The 17,597-nt window shown below is 63.0% G+C and carries 17 protein-coding genes and 1 pseudogene; 7 read left to right on the top strand and 11 right to left on the bottom strand.

Annotated elements, in window-relative coordinates; translation table 11 throughout:
- Position 1: 1 nt before the first annotated feature.
- The 3 genes from DCO48_RS03965 to DCO48_RS03955 are packed head-to-tail and all read right to left on the bottom strand — an operon-like array spanning position 2 to position 3,176.
- On the bottom strand, positions 2-748 hold the full coding sequence (locus DCO48_RS03965) for a sugar transferase (protein WP_116549311.1): 747 nt from the start codon (positions 746-748) through the stop codon (positions 2-4).
- On the bottom strand, positions 745-1,827 hold the full coding sequence (locus DCO48_RS03960) for an NAD-dependent epimerase (RefSeq protein WP_116549310.1): 1,083 nt from the start codon (positions 1,825-1,827) through the stop codon (positions 745-747). The genes DCO48_RS03965 and DCO48_RS03960 overlap by 4 nt, the downstream gene beginning before the upstream one ends.
- Positions 1,824-3,176, bottom strand: a complete 1,353-nt coding sequence (locus tag DCO48_RS03955) for a UDP-glucose/GDP-mannose dehydrogenase family protein (protein ID WP_116549309.1) — start codon at positions 3,174-3,176, stop codon at positions 1,824-1,826. Before DCO48_RS03955 ends, DCO48_RS03960 begins: the two co-directional genes overlap by 4 nt.
- 406 nt (positions 3,177-3,582) lie before the next feature.
- Between DCO48_RS03955 and DCO48_RS03950 the strand changes: the two genes are divergently transcribed.
- Positions 3,583-5,280 (top strand): sulfatase-like hydrolase/transferase, encoded by a 1,698-nt coding sequence (locus DCO48_RS03950; protein ID WP_116549308.1) that lies wholly within the window; start codon positions 3,583-3,585, stop codon positions 5,278-5,280.
- 41 nt (positions 5,281-5,321) lie between these two features.
- Here DCO48_RS03950 and DCO48_RS03945 read toward each other — a convergent pair whose 3' ends face one another.
- On the bottom strand, positions 5,322-6,275 hold the full coding sequence (locus DCO48_RS03945; RefSeq protein WP_116549307.1) for a LysR substrate-binding domain-containing protein: 954 nt from the start codon (positions 6,273-6,275) through the stop codon (positions 5,322-5,324).
- 146 nt (positions 6,276-6,421) lie between these two features.
- Here DCO48_RS03945 and DCO48_RS03940 point away from each other — a divergent pair, with 146 nt between their 5' ends.
- Together DCO48_RS03940 and DCO48_RS03935 are read left to right on the top strand one after the other, a co-directional pair.
- Positions 6,422-7,798 (top strand): L-serine ammonia-lyase, encoded by a 1,377-nt coding sequence (locus DCO48_RS03940; protein ID WP_116549306.1) that lies wholly within the window; start codon positions 6,422-6,424, stop codon positions 7,796-7,798.
- A 75-nt stretch (positions 7,799-7,873) separates the two neighbouring features.
- Positions 7,874-9,175: a serine/threonine transporter gene (locus DCO48_RS03935; protein ID WP_116549305.1), complete on the top strand. Its 1,302-nt coding sequence runs from the start codon at positions 7,874-7,876 to the stop codon at positions 9,173-9,175.
- Positions 9,176-9,224: 49 nt separating this feature from the next.
- Here the strand turns inward: DCO48_RS03935 and DCO48_RS03930 are convergent, their stop codons facing one another.
- The 4 genes from DCO48_RS03930 to DCO48_RS03915 form a co-directional block, all read right to left on the bottom strand.
- Positions 9,225-9,698, bottom strand: a complete 474-nt coding sequence (locus tag DCO48_RS03930; protein WP_116549304.1) for a DUF1842 domain-containing protein — start codon at positions 9,696-9,698, stop codon at positions 9,225-9,227.
- A 19-nt stretch (positions 9,699-9,717) separates the two neighbouring features.
- Complete coding sequence (locus tag DCO48_RS03925; protein ID WP_116549303.1) at positions 9,718-10,314, bottom strand: DUF1842 domain-containing protein; 597 nt, start codon at positions 10,312-10,314, stop codon at positions 9,718-9,720.
- A 338-nt stretch (positions 10,315-10,652) separates the two neighbouring features.
- On the bottom strand, positions 10,653-10,832 hold the full coding sequence (locus tag DCO48_RS03920) for a hypothetical protein (protein WP_116549302.1): 180 nt from the start codon (positions 10,830-10,832) through the stop codon (positions 10,653-10,655).
- A gap of 116 nt (positions 10,833-10,948) precedes the next feature.
- The gene (locus DCO48_RS03915; RefSeq protein WP_116549301.1) at positions 10,949-11,944 is read right to left on the bottom strand and encodes an RHS repeat-associated core domain-containing protein; all 996 of its coding nucleotides are present in this window, start codon (positions 11,942-11,944) and stop codon (positions 10,949-10,951) included.
- A gap of 164 nt (positions 11,945-12,108) precedes the next feature.
- Here DCO48_RS03915 and DCO48_RS03910 point away from each other — a divergent pair.
- A pseudogene (locus tag DCO48_RS03910) lies at positions 12,109-12,306 on the top strand (flavodoxin family protein); the annotation flags it as partial.
- 36 nt (positions 12,307-12,342) lie between these two features.
- Here the strand turns inward: DCO48_RS03910 and DCO48_RS22890 are convergent.
- Both DCO48_RS22890 and DCO48_RS03900 read right to left on the bottom strand, forming a co-directional pair.
- A complete protein-coding gene (locus tag DCO48_RS22890) occupies positions 12,343-12,591 on the bottom strand; it encodes a helix-hairpin-helix domain-containing protein (protein ID WP_116549365.1) in 249 nt (82 codons plus the stop codon).
- A gap of 76 nt (positions 12,592-12,667) precedes the next feature.
- Positions 12,668-14,092, bottom strand: a complete 1,425-nt coding sequence (locus tag DCO48_RS03900) for a PLP-dependent aminotransferase family protein (RefSeq protein WP_116549300.1) — start codon at positions 14,090-14,092, stop codon at positions 12,668-12,670.
- A gap of 223 nt (positions 14,093-14,315) precedes the next feature.
- On the opposite strand from DCO48_RS03900, the gene DCO48_RS03895 reads away from it, so the two are divergent.
- Entirely contained in the window at positions 14,316-15,734 is a 1,419-nt protein-coding gene (locus tag DCO48_RS03895; protein WP_116549299.1) for an amino acid permease, read from the top strand.
- Between the two features lie 215 nt (positions 15,735-15,949).
- Positions 15,950-16,114 (top strand): DUF2986 domain-containing protein, encoded by a 165-nt coding sequence (locus tag DCO48_RS03890; RefSeq protein ID WP_116549298.1) that lies wholly within the window; start codon positions 15,950-15,952, stop codon positions 16,112-16,114.
- A gap of 21 nt (positions 16,115-16,135) precedes the next feature.
- On the opposite strand, the gene DCO48_RS03885 is transcribed toward DCO48_RS03890, so the two are convergent.
- A complete protein-coding gene (locus DCO48_RS03885; protein WP_116549297.1) occupies positions 16,136-16,789 on the bottom strand; it encodes an HNH endonuclease in 654 nt (217 codons plus the stop codon).
- Between the two features lie 143 nt (positions 16,790-16,932).
- On the opposite strand from DCO48_RS03885, the gene DCO48_RS03880 reads away from it, so the two are divergent.
- Positions 16,933-17,592 carry a phytanoyl-CoA dioxygenase family protein gene (locus tag DCO48_RS03880; RefSeq protein ID WP_116549296.1) on the top strand — a complete coding sequence of 220 codons (660 nt, stop codon included), beginning with the start codon at positions 16,933-16,935 and terminating at the stop codon, positions 17,590-17,592.
- Positions 17,593-17,597 lie beyond the last annotated feature (5 nt).

The raw sequence follows: 17,597 nt of genomic DNA, 5'->3' as shown, positions 1-17,597 counted from the left end.
CTCAACTTGCTCCGTGGCCGCTGAAAACCTTGAAGGGGGTCTTGAGGAGGATTTTCAGGTCCAGGCTCAAGCTCTGTTCGGCGATGTAGCTCAAGTCCAGCTCGACTCGTTGATCGAAGTCGATGTCGCTGCGCCCGGAGATCTGCCAGAGGCCGGTCATGCCGGGGTAAATGCTCAGCCGCGCGAGGTGGTTGTCCTTGTAGCGGTAGGCGTTGAACGAGGTCGGGCGCGGGCCGACCAGACGCATGTCGCCACGGATCACGTTGAACAGGTTGGGCAGTTCGTCGAGGCTGCTGCGGCGCAGCCAGCGGCCTATCGTGGTCACCCGCGGGTCCTTGTCGATCTTGAAGTCGATGGACTCGGCACCGTGCTTGTTCAGGTGGCGCAGCGACTCTTTCAAGGCCTCGGCATTGGCCACCATGGTGCGGAACTTGAACATGCCGAAGGTGCGCCCGCGGTAACCGGTGCGTTTCTGCACGAAGAGCACCGGGCCGGGGCTGCTGAACTTGACCAGCGCGGCCAGCCCGAGCATCAGCGGCGAGATCAGCGTGAGGATCAGCAGGGCGCCGAAGCAGGCGACCACCCGGTTGGTCCGCGACAGGGTCCAGGGCCGCCCGCCAGGCCGCCCAGTGAGCCAGCCACGGCCTTGCATGTGCACCGCCGCGTCGATGCGCATGCGGTGCGCCGGGTCCATGCGTTTGTCCTCGCGCAGGGCCTGGATCTGCGCGCTTTTGGGTTGTCCGGTCATACCACCCTCCGATGCTGCCCAGGCGCCGTTGCCGGTGCCAGTCCGTTCACCCGGGCGCTGCACTCGGCGGCTGTCGGGTAGTGCTGAGAAAACCAGGCGACGAAGCGCCCGAGCCCTTCATCCAGGGAAATGCTTGGGGTAAAGCCGGTGGCCTCGGCCAGCGCGCCGGCCTCGGCGCAGGTGTCGATGACGTCGCCCGGTTGCAGCGGTAGCAGCTCGATCTCGGCCTTGCGCTGCAGGTGTTTTTCCAGCAATGCGACGTAGTCGCGCAGCGCCACCGGGCGTTGCCCGCCGATGTTGTACAGCCGCCACGGTGCATGGCTGCTGGCTGGGTCCGGGTGCTCGCGGTCCCAGTCCGGTTCGGCCTTGGGCGCCAGGGGGATCAGGCGCACCAGGCTTTCGACGATGTCGTCGACGTAGGTGAAGTCGCGCTGGTGCTGGCCATGGTTGAACAGCTTGATCGGTTGGCCCTGGCTGATCGCCGTGGCGAACTGCATCGGCGACATGTCCGGGCGGCCCCAGGGGCCGTATACGGTGAAGAAGCGCAGGCCGGTGCAGGGCAAGCCGAACAGGTGGCTGTAGCTGTGGGCCATCAGCTCGTTGGCTTTCTTGCTGGCGGCGTACAGCGACAGCGGATGATCGACCGCGTCCTGTACCGAATAGGGGATGTGCTGGTTGCTGCCATACACCGAGCTGGACGAGGCGTACAGCAGGTGCTGCGGTGGGTGACGGCGGCAGCTTTCGAGGATGTTGAGAAAACCCACCAGGTTGCTGTCGATGTAGCTGCGCGGGTTTTCCAGCGAATAGCGCACGCCGGCCTGGGCGGCCAGGTGGATGACCACCTCGGGGCGTTCGCTGGCGAACAGTGCGTCGATCCCGCTGCTATCGCCGAGGTCGATGCGGTGCAGGGCGAAGGGGCCGGCCTCGGCCTCGACCCAGCGCACCCGTGCTTCCTTCAGGGCCGGGTCGTAATAGTCGTTGAAGTTGTCCAGGCCGATCAGCGTATGGCCGTCGCGCAGCAACCGCAAGGTGCAGTGAGCGCCGATGAAGCCGGCGGCGCCGGTCACGAGGATCTTCATGGCCCCGGCACCTCGGGCTGAACGTGGCGCAGGCCGATGCCGCTGTAGGTCAGGCCATGCTGGGCAACCTGGTCGGGGTTGTACAGGTTGCGCCCGTCGATGATCAGCCGGGCCCGCAGCTTTTTCGCCAGCAGGGCGAAATCGACCACCCTGAAGTTCTTCCACTCGGTGCAGATCACCAGCGCATCGGTGTCTTCCAGGGTGTCGTCGCGGGTGGCGCACAGTTGCAGGTCGTCGCGGTAGCCGTAGAGGCGCCGGCATTCGGCCATGGCTTCCGGGTCGAAGGCGCGCACGGTGGCGCCTTCGGCCCACAGCGCCTCCATCAGGTAACGGCTGGGGGCTTCGCGCATGTCGTCGGTGTTCGGCTTGAAGGCCAGGCCCCAGAGCGCGATGGACTTGCCGAGGAGGCTGCCGGGAAAGCGCGCCTTGAGCTTGCGAAAGAGGATCTGCCGTTGCGCATCGTTGACCTCGCTGACGCTTTGCAACAGGCGCAGCGGCATGCCGTTGTGCTCGGCGGTGTGCAGCAGGGCACGCAGGTCCTTGGGGAAACACGAGCCACCAAAGCCGCAGCCCGGATAGATGAAGTGGTAGCCGATACGCGGATCGGAGCCGATGCCCTTGCGCACCGACTCGATATCGGCACCCAGGTGTTCGCTGAGGTTGGCCAGCTCGTTCATGAAGCTGATGCGCGTGGCGAGCATGGCGTTGGCGGCGTACTTGGTCAGTTCGGCACTGCGGTTGTCCATGAACATCAGCTTTTCATGGTTGCGACAGAACGGCGCGTACAGCTCGGCCAACTGGTCGTGGGCCTGCTCGTCGCCAGTGCCGACAATGATTCGGTCGGGGCGCATGCAGTCGGCGAGGGCACTGCCTTCCTTGAGGAACTCTGGGTTGGACACCACGCGCACCGTGAGGGTGGTCTTTTCCAGGCGGTCGAGTTCGCTACGGGCCAGTGCGGCGACCTTGTCGGCAGTGCCGACCGGGACGGTGGACTTGATGATCAGGGTTTTATCGGTGTCCATCAGCGCAGTGATCTGTGCGGTCACGCCGAGGACATGCGAGAGGTCGGCCGAGCCGTCCTCGTCGGGCGGGGTGCCGACGGCGATGAAGATCAGTTCGGCGTGGCTGACGGCGTCGCTGGCCTGGGTGCTGAACAGCAGGCGGCCTTCCTTGATGTTTTCCTCGAGCATGCTCGACAGGCCGGGTTCGCTGATTGGCGGGACCGCCTGGCGTAATTGACTGATCTTGTGCGTGTCGATATCCACGCACAACACCCGGTGCCCCACGTCTGCCAGGGCAGCCGCTTGTACAAGACCGACATAGCCAGTGCCAAATACGCTCACGTCCATGTCGGCGTGCCTCGTATGGAGTAAAGGAGATGAAACAACGGCGTGATTTCTGTATAGCGCAGCCCTCGAAGTTTGTGTCAAATCGATGGCATGTTTCGTTGGAGTTACACGCGCCAGCTTATGCAGCGATTTGCCATCAACCTGTGTTTAATCCGTACCTTAGCGCGCAAAAGCACTGGCAGTTGCTCGCACCGTCAAGCGATGAACGGTCGTAAGTCACGGAAAACAAGGCGTTTAAAGCGGGGGGCTGTTTTTCCGTCGTATCGATTTCACATTCTCGAATTGTCAAAAACAGGCGTTGTAAGTTCGTCATAATTTTGACGATTACCGATTTGCGCTTTGTTTCCCGGCTGCTACGGTGTGGAAGAACCTTGGCGTTGCCGAGGGGTTTTCTGGCGAGGGCGCGATGCGCGGAATCATCAAGGGCGTGCTGCTGGTCAGCTACCTGGCGAGCTTCTACGGCTACTACCTGGAACGTGTGCAGGCGCTCGGCGTTAGCACCGCGATCGTGCTCTATGCCGGCATGTTCGCTGTTCTGGTGCTGGCGTTGTGGCTAGCGGCGAACATCCGTCAGGGCGGGTTGCGCTGGCCGGTGGCACTGGTATTTTTCGCCAGTGCGGTGTTCTTCGATGCCTACACGCAGATTACCGCCGACTACCTGACCTACAGCGCCTTCGTCTCGATGGTGTATTCCGGCGGCTTTATCGGCGAGGCGTTCGACCAGTATCACCGCGTGATACTGGCGGCGCTGGCCAAGGCCTTGCTGTTGTTGCTCGGGCTCGGCCTCAAGCCGGGGGCTGCGCCACGCCTGCCGCGGGGGCTGCCGTGGGCCGCGCCATTGCTGGCGCTGGCGCTGCTGACCGGGGTGCTGTTCGTGCGCGCCGGCGAAGGCGCCCGCGGCCTGCCGGTAATGTATACGCCGCTGGCCTACCTCAATCTGTTTACCTACGAGACCCTGCGCAATAGCGTCGGCCCGCGCGAACCGGTGACCCTGGCCCGGCGTGGGCCGGCACTGGCGCAGGACATCGTGCTGATCATCGACGAGAGTGTCTCCGGCAATTACCTGGACCTGAACACCCCGAACGGCGTGCACAGCAACCTGAACCAGGCGCAGCCGGGGCTGGCGTTGTTCAACTTCGGTTACGCCGCCTCGATTGCCAATTGCAGCGCCGACACCAACGTCACCCTGCGCTTTGGTGGCACCCGCGAGGATTACCTGCGGATCAACTCGACCCTGCCGTCGATCTGGCAGTATGCCAAGGCGGCCGGGCTCGGCACGGTGTACATCGATGCCCAGCGCACCGCTGGCAACCTGCAGAACCTGATGAACGAAAGCGAAAAACGCGATATCGACCAGTTCGTGCAGTTCGATGCGACCCCAGTGGTCGAGCGCGACATGGCGGCGCTGAGCACGTTGGTCGCGCTGCTGGCGGATGGCAAGCCGCAGTTGATCGTGATCAATAAGGTCGGCGTGCATTTCCCGGTGCACGACAAGTACCCGGATGGGTTCATGGCCTACCGCCCGGCGCTGCCGCGCGGGCAGTACACCGAGGTTACCGACACCGGGCAGCGCGAGGGTTTCGGCGGCCAGCCGGACGACTGGGTGTTGTACCGTAATTCCTACAAGAACAGCCTGCTGTGGAATGTCGGTGAATTCTTCAAGCGGCTGTTCGCCCAGGGCGACTTGAGCCAGGCAGTGGTGATCTATACCTCGGACCACGGCCAGGACCTGCACGAGCGTGGCAACCCTGGTTTGAACACCCACTGCGACAGCGATCCGGTCGAGGAGGAGGGCCTGGTACCGTTGGTGGTGATCCAGGGCGCCGGCTTGAAGACCCTGGATTGGCAGGGGCCGTTGGCGGCCAACAAGGACCGCTCCAGCCACTACAACATCTTCCCGACCCTGCTGCAGTTGCTCGGTTATGAGCCGGCGGCGGTGCAGGCGATCTATGGCCGCGCGCTGGATGTGCCGACCGAAGACCCGTTCAGCTTCAACACGCGCTTCAATGCGCGGCTGGGGGCCAAGCCACTGTTCAAGCATATCGATTTGAGTGAAGTGGTGACGCCGTCTGCGGATGCGCAAGCGGTAAGCCGGACGGAATAATGGCCGTGCCGGCCTCTGTTGCGCAGCGCCAGCCAACTGCCTCAGGCAGGCTGCACGCTAGCCGAGGCGCCATGCAGGGCGCGAAACACCTGCGCCTCTTCCACCAGCCAGTCATGCACCGCGCGCGCACTCGGGTGGGCCAGGGTGCCCGCTGAATACAGCAGCACATAGCGCTTGTGATTGGCGATCGGCAAACCGAACGGCACGATCAGGGTGCCGCGCTCCAGCTCGTCGTTGAGCAGCGTGCGCCGGGCAATCGCCACGCCAATCCCGGCAATGGCCGCCTCGATGGTCAGGTGGTTGCGGTTGAAGGTATGCCCACGGCGCACGTCCAGCCCGCTGGCACCGATGGCCTCCAGGTAGAACTCCCACTCGGCATACTCGGAGCTGCCGCGCCAGGCCGTGATGTCATGCAGCAGTGGGTAATGCGCGAGGTCTGCCGGCCCGTGCAGCGGTGGCCGCCCACGCAGCAGTGCCGGCGAGCAGACCGGAAAGATTTCCTCGTCCAGCAACGGTGTCGAATGCATGCCCGGATAACTGCCGTCGTTCAGGTCGATGGCCAGGTCGAAGTCGCCCTCGTGCAGGGCCTGGTTGCTGTCCTCGGCCACCAGCCGCAACTGGATGTCCGGGAAGCGCTGCTGCAATCGCGGCAGGCGCGGGGTTAGCCATTTGGCCAGGAACGAGGGGATCGAGCGCAGACGCAAGGTGCCGCGGATCTCCCCGGCGTCGAGGCGCAACAATTCCGCCTCGATACTGCCGTACGCCTCGTTGACCGTCACCGCCAGGCGCTGGCCTTCGGCGGTCAGCTCCACACCACGGGCACGGCGCAGGAACAGGCGAAAGCCCAGGCGCTCCTCCAACTGACGAATCTGCTGGCTGACCGCGCCGGGGGTGATGTGCAGCTCCTCGGCGCAGCGGGTGAAGGAAAGGTGCCGCGCGGCACAGGCAAACACGTTCAACCAGACATACATCTGGCCATTCATCAGGCGTTTCATGGTTTAGCCCTGCTAAAGCCTTGCTTAGGAATTTTCGTTGGTCATTGTCGGACGAGCGCGGCAGTATCGCGCAACTTCGCGACACCCTTCAATTTTTACCCAACGCCGCAGGGTGACATCCGTCGCCTGAGTGTGCAGGCATTAGTATGGCTATCAGTGTTTTCGACCTTTTCAAAATTGGTATCGGGCCGTCCAGCTCGCATACCGTCGGCCCGATGCGGGCGGCTGCCAGCTTTGTCGCGAATCTGCGGCAACAGGGGCTGCTGACCCAGACCGGGCGGGTCGAGGTGCGGCTGTATGGCTCGCTATCGGCCACCGGGGTCGGCCACGCCACCGACCGCGCCTGCCTGCTCGGGCTGATGGGCGAATGGCCGGATCGTATCGATCCACATAGCATCGAACCGCGGATCCAGCAGTTGCAGGACAGCGGTGTGCTGATGCTCGACGGCAGCCAGCCGATCCCGTTCGACTGCCAGCACGACCTGTTGCTGCTCGACGAGAGCCTGCCCTACCACCCCAACGCCATGACCCTGGAAGCCAGCGGCGCCGGCGGTTTGCTGTTGCAGCAGACCTACTACTCGGTGGGTGGCGGTTTCATCGTCGAAGCCAGTGAAATCGGCGCGACCGACACGGCCGCCGGGCAGGTCTCGCTGCCGTATGACTTCGACAGCGCCGAGCAACTGCTGGCCCTGTGCAAGCAGCACAAGCTACGTGTCAGCCAGTTGATGATGGCCAACGAACTGGCCTGGCGCGAGGAAGCCGAGGTCCGCCGCGGCCTGCTGCAACTGTGGGCGGCGATGCGCGAGTGCGTCGACAACGGCCTGCGCAACGAGGGCATCCTGCCTGGCGGGCTGAAGGTCAAGCGGCGGGCCGCCAAGCTGCATCGCAGCCTGCTCGAACTGGGCAAGCCGAACGTGATCGGCTCGACCCTGAGCGCCATGGAGTGGGTGAACCTGTTCGCCCTGGCGGTGAACGAGGAGAACGCCGCCGGCGGGCGCATGGTGACCGCCCCGACCAATGGCGCCGCGGGGATCATCCCGGCGGTGCTGCATTACTTCATGAAGTTCCAGCCCGAGGCCAGCGACGACAACGTGGTCGATTTCCTCCTCAGCGCGGCGGCGGTGGGCATTCTGTGCAAGAAGAACGCCTCGATTTCCGGAGCCGAGGTCGGCTGCCAGGGCGAGGTCGGTTCGGCCTGTTCGATGGCCGCAGCGGGCCTGGCGGAGGTGCTCGGGGCTACCCCGGAGCAACTGGAGAACGCGGCGGAGATTGCCCTGGAGCACAACCTCGGGCTGACCTGCGACCCGGTCGGCGGGCTGGTTCAGGTGCCGTGCATCGAGCGCAACGCGATTGCTGCGGTGAAGGCGATCAATGCCGTGCAGATGGCCCTGCGCGGCGACGGCGAGCATTTCATTTCCCTCGACCGAGTGATCCGCACCATGCGCGATACCGGCGCCGACATGCACGAAAACTACAAGGAGACATCCCGCGGCGGGCTGGCGGTCAGCTACGTCGAGTGTTGAGTAGATAGCTGGCGATACCAATCGCCAGCCAGCAAGTTGTTCATAGGCAACAAAAACAATTACAAGGCGAAATCGATGACTGATGTAAACAGCACCACGAACTTGCGTGGGGGCGCTGCTGCGCCTGCGCAAAGCAGCACTGGCTGGACCCGCAACGACACCACCTGGGCCTTGGGCCTGTACGGCACCGCCATCGGCGCCGGTACCCTGTTCCTGCCGATCAACGCCGGGGTCGGGGGCTTCTGGCCGCTGCTCGCGCTGGCCTTGCTGGCCTTCCCGATGACCTTCTTCGCTCACCGCGGGCTGACTCGCTTCGTGCTCTCCGGGCGCAAGAGCGGCAATGAAGACATCACCGAAGTGGTCGAAGAACACTTCGGCGTCGGTGCCGGCAAACTGATCACCTTGCTCTACTTCTTCGCCATCTTCCCGATCCTGCTGGTGTACAGCGTCGCCCTTACCAACACCCTGACCAGCTTCATGGAACACCAGCTGCAGATGACTGCGCCACCGCGGGCGCTGCTGGCGTTGCTGCTGATCTGCGGGTTGATGATCGTGGTGCGCAGTGGCCAGGGCCTGATCGTCAAGGTGATGAGCCTGCTGGTCTACCCGTTCGTCGCTGCGTTGCTGTTGCTGGCCGTGAGCCTGATCCCCAACTGGAACGGCGCCTTCTTCGCCCAGGCCGCCGAGGGCATGGCCCCGGGGCTGTTCTTCAAGACCCTGTGGCTGGCGATTCCGGTGATGGTGTTCTCGTTCAACCACTCGCCGATCATCTCGGCCTTCGCCGTCGACCAGAAACACCGCTATGGCGAGCGCGCCGACGAGAAAAGCGGTCGCACCCTGGCCGTGGCCCACGTGATGATGGTGCTGACGGTCATGTTCTTCTGCTTCAGTTGCGTGCTGGCGCTGTCGCCGGCCGACCTGGCTGCGGCCAAGGCACAGAACATCTCGATCCTGTCGTACCTGGCCAACCACTTCCAGACGCCGATGATCGCCTTCGTCGCGCCACTGATCGCCCTGGTGGCTATCACCAAGTCGTTCCTCGGGCACTACATCGGCGCCAGCGAAGGCTTCCAGGGCCTGATCGTGAAAAGTCTGCGTGGGCGTGGCAAGTCACTCTCGGCCAAGCGCCTGGAGCAACTGACCGCACTGTTCATGGTGCTGACCTGCTGGGCGGTAGCGACCCTCAACCCGAGCATCCTCGGCATGATCGAAGCCATCGGCGGGCCGATCATCGCCTGCCTGCTGTTCCTGATGCCGATGTATGCCATCCACAAGGTGCCGTCGCTGCGCAAGTATTCGGGCAAGGCGTCGAACCTGTTCGTGGTACTGATCGGTCTGATCACCCTGTCGGCGATCCTCTTCTCGTTCGTGGCCTAAGCCACGGCAGGGCAGCCTGGGTCTCCAGGCTGCCCTGTGCCTTCAGCGCTTAGGCGCTTTCCAACTGACTGATGGCCGCATGCACACGGCTGCGGGTACGTTCGCTGGCCTCTTTTTGTGTTTGTGCGGTTTCAGTCGGGGCGGGGCGCACGTGGGCGTGCGCGACTTCCTGCCACTGGCCGTTGACCGCGTAGCGGTAGCTGGCGGTGCCGCTGGCCCAGTCGCCGGCCAGGATGCCGTCCAGATGGAAGGTCTGCGCGATCTGGCTGAGCGGGCCGCTCGGGCTGCCGGTCAGGTCCAGCACGATGTGCGCCTCGCCCTTGGCCCCGAGCGTGAGCTCCGAATAGTCCCCCCACACCTGCGCCTTGAAGTTCAGCGGCGGGTTGGTGCTCTGGAAAATCCGGGCAATGCCCGAGACCCGCTTCTGTGGTGTGTTGACCACCAGGTCGAGGGTCAGTACCGGCGCGCCGAGCAGGCCGCTACTGACAGTGAGACGGGTATGGAACAGTCCGATTGCTGGCATGGTTTGACTCCTTGTCTGGTCAGGCGCGGCTGGACTTGCCGGCTTTGCCGGAAGCGGTTTTGGTCGAATCGATGGCATTGCTCAGTGCCTGTCCGGCGTCGCCGCCGGCCAGTGCCCTGAGCGCTACCAGGTTGCCGCCGGCGATTGCTGCCTCCTGGGTCGCGGCATGCAGGCGTGCCTGCTTGTCGACCGTGCCGGCCTCCTGGATGCGCGAGCTGTCGAGCTTGGCCGGCACCTGGTTGACCGACACCCATTGGCCATTGTTCAGGTACTGATAACTGGCAACGCCGGTTTTCCAGTCGTTGTCGACCACTAGGTGCAGCTTGAACGCGACGATCGAGTTGGCAGTGGGGCCGCCGTGGTTGCCCTGTGCGGTGATCAGGATCTTGCCCTGGCTGACCGGCACTACGGTCAGGTAGCTGTAGCTGCCCCAGGCGCTCAACTGCAAGTCCAGCGGTGGGTTGATCGCCTGGGTAATGTGCGCATGACCGTTGACGGTGCGCTCGGGGGTGTAGACCAGCAGGTCGAGCAGCAGGCGTTGGGCGCCGGCTGCGTCGGTGCCGATGACGTAGGACAGCGGGAACAGTCCTACGGGTGCTTGTACTGAGTCAGTCATGGTGCCTCCATTGCAAACAATGAGTGGAAACAAGCGTTTGGGCTGTTTCTGGCGGGCGACTTCCTGTGACGTCTGGGGGGGTATTCACGCGCTGCGTTGCCACCTGCGCATCACCGTCACGCGCAGATTGCCTGCTGCGAAGACGGTGCGTTCCGGCTCGGCCCCGAGCATAAGACTCAGGGGTTGCCGAGGTGCAACGTGGTCGATCACCCTCCCTGGGCGCTGAGCTGCCTGCCTGGCAGCTCCGTCAGTTAAGCAGGGACGGCGCCGAGCGCCAGGGCGGTGATAGCACAGTTATGGCATGTCCGACGAGCGGTGGCCGAGCGCGACCGCCGCCGCTACTTGAACAGCACCCGCCGCTTGCTCAGTTCGCCGTCCGCGCCATTGGACCAATGCAGTTCCACCAGCACTCCGGTATGGCTGTTGTCCAGGCTCGGGCGCACGGTGAACAGGGCGAAGTTGTTGAACCCGGTCATGGCGTACCCGCGCTCGAAATGCACCTTGGGCATACCGGCCATTTGCACGCTGCGCGGGGGCTGGCGCCGACAATCGCGGCGCTGGCGAGCTAGGGGTACGTGCTCTCGTTGGCGGTTGGGTCGGGCAGTTGCGGCATTGGCAAGATGTCCTTATCGAATCAATAGTCACTCTCCGGAGGGTAGTCCCAGCGCTCGAATTTTCCGAATCTAATTCTTGAAGCGTCTTTTACTGCGTCGTCCTCCAGGATCTTGAACTGCTTCGTTGGGGCTTTTAAAACGCCAGGCCGGAAGGCGGTGGCGTCGAAGCGACGGTGAGGGGGAGCGGGGCGGTGACGCAGTATGATGCTCGTACCAAAGACTCTCCTCGGTATGGCGGCGACCATGGCCGCTTCGTAGATGGGGTATTGTGCGCCGCCGGACGCCTGTGAAAACGGGAAATGTGGATGGAACCGCGCATGCCTCGGCAGCGCCGGCAGCGGCCCGGGGCGACCTTGTGGGCGGAACCGGGGGCTTTGGACCAGTTGCTTGAGCTGCTTGTGTGGGACCTCACCCAGGCCAGTACCTTCAGCGACGAACTGTTTCGCCCTTCTGCCAAGCCCGGGCCTCCAGAACAACTTCGCTATCGCGCGTAGGGCAAAGCGTCCGCTAGGGTCGGTGTGGTTAATCGGGTCGCCTAGTACGTAAGCAAAACTGTTCAGCCCGCCCTGGCCGAACGGGCTGGCGCTGTCCGGACGGGTAAAACGCATCATCGCACTGCTGTAGGCCCGGTAACCCTTGCCCAACAGGTAATGCCCGGTTTCCCGCTCGATGGGCTCACCATTAAAACCCGCCAGGCTGTCGTTATCGAGGGGGCTGTGGCCATACGGCGAGTAGGCGCGTGATCGCAACTGACCGGCGTCAAGGCCGATGAGGGATGAAGCGTGTGAGTCCAAGGCCAGCAGTCGAGTGCTTTCGGTTTCGTGCAGGGCGAGTACCTGGTTACCCTGTCTGAAGTAGCTCGTGCCTCGCATCGCACGCGTTTCCGTTCGTAGGTACTGGTCGTCGTAGAAGCGCTGAACCAGCGCGGAACCTGAGATGGCAAGCGTGCTGATGCGGTCCAGTGCATCGTGCTGGTAGAGCAGCAGGCTGGACGCAGGCCAACTGAGTTTTAGCATTGCACTTCTCCGGCAGGTGGGCCATTCGCACCAAGTGATCCTAAACCGGGTGTCCCTGCCTGCCTACTGGCAGAAATATCAGGTCCTGGCGCTACGCTGCAGCATTCCCTGCAAGGCGGCTTTGGCCTCGGAGTGGGGCGAAGAGGAGCTGGACAAGCTGCTCTGGGCCGCTGGAGGACATGCTGCGGCCGATCCTGCGCGGTACGCTGGCGTACGTCGGTTTCGAGGTACTGGAGCCGTTTGTAGCCTGGCATGTGCCGTATATAAGCGATGAGGCGCGGCAGGTATTTCTGCGCAGCTATCGGCAGCGGCTGGAGCATCTGTCGGATGACCTGCCGCTGAGCTTTCCGCGCCTGGCGCAGCTCAAGGCGCTTGCGGCCAGCGCGGGGCGGACCTGGCTAGGGCGCCGAGGTGCTGTTCTGCTTGGCAAAGGCGATGGCCGTGTCGATGGCTGCGCGGGCTTGCGGGCTATTTTTCCAGCAGGTGGAGCCGACCAGCGCGGAGGCCTGCGCGAGGATGTCGTTGGTGGCGGCCTGGGCCAGATCGGCCAGGGAGGAAATGCCCAGTTGTTCGAGGCGGGCGATGACGGTGGGGCCAACGCCTTTGAGGGTGAGGAGGGCAGCGTGTTCTGTTGCTGGGAATGGCATCGGTGAAGTCCTTTCACTAGGGAATTAGCTGCCGTAGAGTGTGCCTGAAAACAGCGCCTACAAAAGCGCCGCGTTTCTAAAGCCCATCCCGCCGCACATGCTTCACCAGCAATTTCTCCAGCTTCTCCCACAACGCCGGCTCGGTACTGAATGCCACGTTGAAGCGCATCCAGCCGGTCGCCTGGGCATCCACCATGAACAGCTGCCCAGGGCCGAGCATGATGCCCTGCTCCAGCGCATCGTCGATCAACGCCGCGCTGTCCGGAATCGCCGGGTGGCGGGTCCACAGGTACATGCCTTCATCGCCCTCGATGAACCGCTCGAAACCCAGCCGGGTCAACTGCGCGGCCACCTCCTGCTGGGCCTCGGCCAAGCGCTGACGCAGGCGCTTGAGGTGCTTGCGCCAGCGGCCATCGGTGATCGCCGCATACACCACCCGTTCCATCACCTGCGAAGTGGTCAGCCCCGAACGCATCTTCAATTGCAGTAACTGCTGCATCAACTGCGGGTTGGCCAGCATGAAACCGACCCGCACGTTGGGCGAAATACTCTTCGAGTAGCTTCCCACATACACCACCTGCTGCCGATGATCGAGGCTGGTCAGGCACGGCAGCGGCTCGGCGATCATGTCGGCGTACAGGTTGTTTTCCACCAGCCGCAAGCCATGCTGCGCCGCTAGCTGCAATAACCGATGCAACTGCGCCAGCGGCGTGCGCGAACTGGTCGGGCTGTGCAGGTGCGGCTGGGTGAAGAACACCGTCGGTCGATGATGCTCCAGCAACCGCTCAAGGTGATCCAGGTCGTAGCCGTTGGGCGTGCGTGGCACCCCCAGCAAGGTCGCGCCCTGAAAACGCAGGATGCTCATCAAGTTGGGGTAGCCCGGGTCGTCCACCAGCACGACATCGCCAGGCCGCACCAGCGTGCGTACGGCCAGGTCGAGCGCCTGGCTGGCGCCGTGGGTGAGCATCAACTGCGCCGGATTGGCGACGATGCGCAAGTCCTGCTGCAGGTTCTGCGCGGTCAACGTGCGCAGTTCCATCAGGCCCATCGGGTCGCCGTAGCCGCTGAGCTCCAGCACGCTGCTGGCCACCTGGCGCATGCCACGGCGCAGGCCATCCTCGAACATCCAGTCGTTGGGCAACCAGCCGCAACCGGGCTTGAACGCCAATTGCCGGCTTTCGAAGATCTGTTGCAGGTACCACTCGGAATTGAACTCCGGCTTGCCCGGCAGCGGCTCGCTGGCCTGGCTCTCGATCAGTTCCACCGCCGAGCGGTTGACGAAGAACCCGGCATTGCCACGGCTGACGAGCAAACCCTGAGCCACCAGCCGGTCATAGGCCTCCACCACGGTAAAGGTGCTCACCGAATAGGTAGCCGCAAATGCCCGGATCGACGGCACTTTGGCCCCGGGTTTGAGGGTTTGGTTCTCGATCAGGTCGCGCAGCCCGTTGATGATCTGGTTGACCAGCGGCGGCGAGGCGTCGGGGTGTAATTCAAGCATGGGCAAACGAAGCCTTCAGGTGTGCGTAACGCCGGGCGCCTGTAGGGAAACACGGTGTATTGCATGGGCGGCCTGTACAGTGCAGTGGATATTTCCTCGCGCTGTGCATGGCTCAAAGTGTCATACATTTTTACATTAGGGGCCTGTAATCGCTAGCTAAAGCACGCCTTGCCAGCGGTTTCACGAGTTTCCTTGCATAAAAAGAACACGAGGTAGCTATTCGATGGACGCAACATCCACAACCACTTCCACAGCGAAGGTGGAGCACGAGAGCAAGCTCAGCGCTTCGCTCAAATCGCGCCACCTGACGATGATGTCGATTGCCGGGGTTATCGGCGGCGCCTTGTTCGTCGGCTCCGGCAGCGTGATCCATAGCGCCGGCCCGGCCGCCATCCTGGCCTATCTGGCAGGCGGCATCCTGGTGGTGCTGATCATGCGCATGCTCGGCGAAATGGCGACTTCGTCGCCCGACACCGGCTCTTTCTCCACCTATGCCGAGCGCGCCATCGGCCGCTGGGCCGGCTTCACCATCGGCTGGCTGTACTGGTGGTTCTGGGTGATCCTGATGGCTTGGGAAGCCTATGTCGCCGGCAAGATCCTGCACGGTTGGTTCCCGTCGATTAGCGTCAACGTGTTCGTGCTGGCGACCACCTTGGTGCTGATCAGCGTCAACTTCTTCAACGTCAAGCACTACGGCGAGTTCGAATTCTGGTTCGCCCTGATAAAGGTGGTGGCGATCATATGCTTCCTGGTGGTGTGTGGCATGGCGGTGGTGAACCTCTGGCCGGCCGGGGAGGTGAGTGGTTTCAGCAACCTCACGGCGCAGGGCTTCATGCCCAACGGCATGGAGTCGGTGGTAGTGGCCATGCTCGGGGTGATGTTCGCCTTCCTCGGCGCGGAAATCGTCACTATCGCTGCCGCTGAATCGAAAAACCCTTCCGAGCAGATCGTCAAGGCAACCAACTCGGTGGTCTGGCGGGTGTGCCTGTTCTACGTCGGCTCGATCTTCCTGATCGTCGCCCTGGTACCGTGGAACGACCCGTTGATGGGCCAGTCGGGCTATGGCTCGTACCGCCGCACCCTGGAACTGCTGGGTATTCCGGGCGCCGAGCTGGTGATGAATTTCGTCGTACTGACCTCGGTCAGCAGCTGCCTGATCTCGGCGCACTACACCGCGTCGCGGATGCTCTTCTCGCTGTCGACCCGTGGCGATGCGCCGTCGTTCTTCAAGATCACCCGTGCCGGTACCGGCGTGCCGGTGTTCGCCATCATTGGTTCGTGCTCGGTGGCGGTATTCGTCGCCCTGATCAACTTCAGCGAAACCTTGCGTCCGAAAGACGTACTCGACGTGCTGATGAACACCACTGGCATGATTGCGCTGCTGGTGTACCTGGTGATCGCCTTCTCGCAACTGAAAATGCGCCGCAAGCTGCAAGCCGAAGGCAAGGAAATCCGCTTGAAGATGTGGCTGTTCCCGTGGCTGACCTACCTGGTGATCGTGTTCATCGTCGGCTGCCTGGTGAGCATGGCCTTCGTGCCTGACTATCAGGTGCTGGTGTTCTCCACTGGCGCGGCGGCGATTGTCGTGGCGCTGATGGGCGCGTTTGTGCATATGCGTGCGGCGAAAAAGATCGCGCGCTAACGCGACAGTATCCACTCGTCGAGGCCCCTGTGCGTACCCGGCACAGGGGCCTCGCTCGTTTATGACGGCCACGATGGCATAGGTGAGCCAAGTTCGTGTGTTTCGGTTGGGCTTGGCGGCGGGTAATATTGTTCACGTTGCCTGAACAGCCCCGGTGACAGCCTCTCTTTGGGGATGTTCCCCCAGTACCTCCTTTGACCGTTTGAGTCGATACCATGAACCGCCGTAAAAAAATCAATCAGTTGTTGAAGGCCAACGCCAAGAAAGCCAGCGCCAAACTGGCGCCGAAAAGTAGCAAGCCCAAATACATCAGCAAGGCTGATCGGGTGAAACTGGAGGAACAGGCCAGCGCCGAATCGCAAATGCCTAGCGAGTGCTGAGAGCACTCATTTCCAGCCGGATCAAATCCGGTTGCCCTTGGACAGGTTGCAGGGCTCGCAGAGCAATTGCAGGTTCCTCACGCTGTTACTGCCTCCCAGCGAAAACGGCACGATGTGGTCGAAGCACAACAGCTTTTTCGAGTTGCACTGCACGCACGTGCCACCATCGCGCTGCCAGACTTCCCGCTGCACCGCTCTTGGGATGGCTTTCCGGCGCGGCGCCGGCGGTTTGGCAATCGGCATGGCATTGATATCCACCAGCACTGGCCCGCTGTCGGCGTCGGGCGCGCTTGACCTGATCGGCGGTGGGGTAGTGTTCAGCACCGGCAACGGGGACTTGCCGGCAAGTGCCTTGATGTACGCCACGACATCGTTGAGCTCGGCAGCGGACCTGAGGATCAGCTTCAGCGCCGGCAGCCCCTGGGCCAGGCCCGCGGACGCATGGGTGCCGCTATGGCGCCCGGAATCGCCGGCATATTCCAGGGCAATTTCCGGCACCGGCTGATCGTCTGGCGGGTAGGGTAGCCACACGTATGCGGCATCTTCGCGATTGGGTTGGTCGATCTGAACCACGATGCCCAGCCCCGCTGCCTTGAACGCGGTGACCTTCGCGGTGCTTCGTTCAGGGGGGCCGAACTCCCGATGAAACCGCTCGATGACCTGGTCTTTGAGCACGCGACTGTTCCTTTTGTCAGTGAATTCCGAGTTTGTCTGCAGCCTGTCGAAACTATAGCTGCTGTGGTCGAGCCTTTCCCGATGGAGTAATCTGGCACGATGCCACTATGCGAAACGACTTGCTGCCGAGGAGTCAAGGACCGATGAGCAACCCTGAACAACTCCACCGTGACGGCTTCGTGCTGCTGCGTCAGGCGATTCCGGCTGATTGGCTGGATGAGCTTCGTACGGTCTTCGATGCAGGGGTAAAACCTTCGGCGCAATGGCCGGTACCACGCGGTCTGGATTGGCGGCACGCGCAGTTGGACACACAGGCGAAGGTTCAGGCGGTATGCCGCTTGCCGGCGCTGCTGGCGGCGGTCGGTGAGTTGAACGGCGAGCGTTTCTTCCTTGCGCAGGTGGAGGGCCGCGAGCCGCTGGCCGGCGGCGGGCACCAGCGACTGCATCGCGATCTCTCGGCGCAACGGCCAGGCGACATGATCGGCGCATTGGCGTATCTGGATGACTACGGCCCGGCCAACGGCGCGACCCGCATCGTCCCCGGCAGCCATCGCCCGGCGCCCGGCGCGCCGCCGTTCGACTTCAACGATGAGTCTCACGCGGTGCAACTGGCCGGCTGTGCAGGCGACATCCTGGTGTTCGACTACGATCTGGTCCACGCCAGTAGCCTGAACGTGCACGGCGGCCGCCGTCGTACACTGTTGATCAGCTATTTTGCCGAGGTGCTGTACGCCTCTCACCTGGAAACAGCCAGCCTGCGCCACGTGCAGATGGACACCTGCGAGTGTTTCGAGCCGCGCTGACCTAC

It is taken from the genome of Pseudomonas sp. SDI (assembly GCF_003105155.1).
GTDB lineage: Bacteria > Pseudomonadota > Gammaproteobacteria > Pseudomonadales > Pseudomonadaceae > Aquipseudomonas.
The sequence above is the reverse complement of the archived record's forward strand: the minus strand, read 5'-3'. Positions and strand labels throughout refer to the sequence as shown.

Coding starts and splice junctions, on each gene's coding strand:
- DCO48_RS03965 (WP_116549311.1), bottom strand. CDS start 748: ATGACCGGACAACCCAAAAGCGCGCAGATCCAGGCCCTGCGCGAGGAC.
- DCO48_RS03960 (WP_116549310.1), bottom strand. CDS start 1,827: ATGAAGATCCTCGTGACCGGCGCCGCCGGCTTCATCGGCGCTCACTGC.
- DCO48_RS03955 (WP_116549309.1), bottom strand. CDS start 3,176: ATGGACGTGAGCGTATTTGGCACTGGCTATGTCGGTCTTGTACAAGCG.
- DCO48_RS03950 (WP_116549308.1), top strand. CDS start 3,583: ATGCGCGGAATCATCAAGGGCGTGCTGCTGGTCAGCTACCTGGCGAGC.
- DCO48_RS03945 (WP_116549307.1), bottom strand. CDS start 6,275: ATGAAACGCCTGATGAATGGCCAGATGTATGTCTGGTTGAACGTGTTT.
- DCO48_RS03940 (WP_116549306.1), top strand. CDS start 6,422: ATGGCTATCAGTGTTTTCGACCTTTTCAAAATTGGTATCGGGCCGTCC.
- DCO48_RS03935 (WP_116549305.1), top strand. CDS start 7,874: ATGACTGATGTAAACAGCACCACGAACTTGCGTGGGGGCGCTGCTGCG.
- DCO48_RS03930 (WP_116549304.1), bottom strand. CDS start 9,698: ATGCCAGCAATCGGACTGTTCCATACCCGTCTCACTGTCAGTAGCGGC.
- DCO48_RS03925 (WP_116549303.1), bottom strand. CDS start 10,314: ATGACTGACTCAGTACAAGCACCCGTAGGACTGTTCCCGCTGTCCTAC.
- DCO48_RS03920 (WP_116549302.1), bottom strand. CDS start 10,832: ATGGCCGGTATGCCCAAGGTGCATTTCGAGCGCGGGTACGCCATGACC.
- DCO48_RS03915 (WP_116549301.1), bottom strand. CDS start 11,944: ATGCTAAAACTCAGTTGGCCTGCGTCCAGCCTGCTGCTCTACCAGCAC.
- DCO48_RS22890 (WP_116549365.1), bottom strand. CDS start 12,591: ATGCCATTCCCAGCAACAGAACACGCTGCCCTCCTCACCCTCAAAGGC.
- DCO48_RS03900 (WP_116549300.1), bottom strand. CDS start 14,092: ATGCTTGAATTACACCCCGACGCCTCGCCGCCGCTGGTCAACCAGATC.
- DCO48_RS03895 (WP_116549299.1), top strand. CDS start 14,316: ATGGACGCAACATCCACAACCACTTCCACAGCGAAGGTGGAGCACGAG.
- DCO48_RS03890 (WP_116549298.1), top strand. CDS start 15,950: ATGAACCGCCGTAAAAAAATCAATCAGTTGTTGAAGGCCAACGCCAAG.
- DCO48_RS03880 (WP_116549296.1), top strand. CDS start 16,933: ATGAGCAACCCTGAACAACTCCACCGTGACGGCTTCGTGCTGCTGCGT.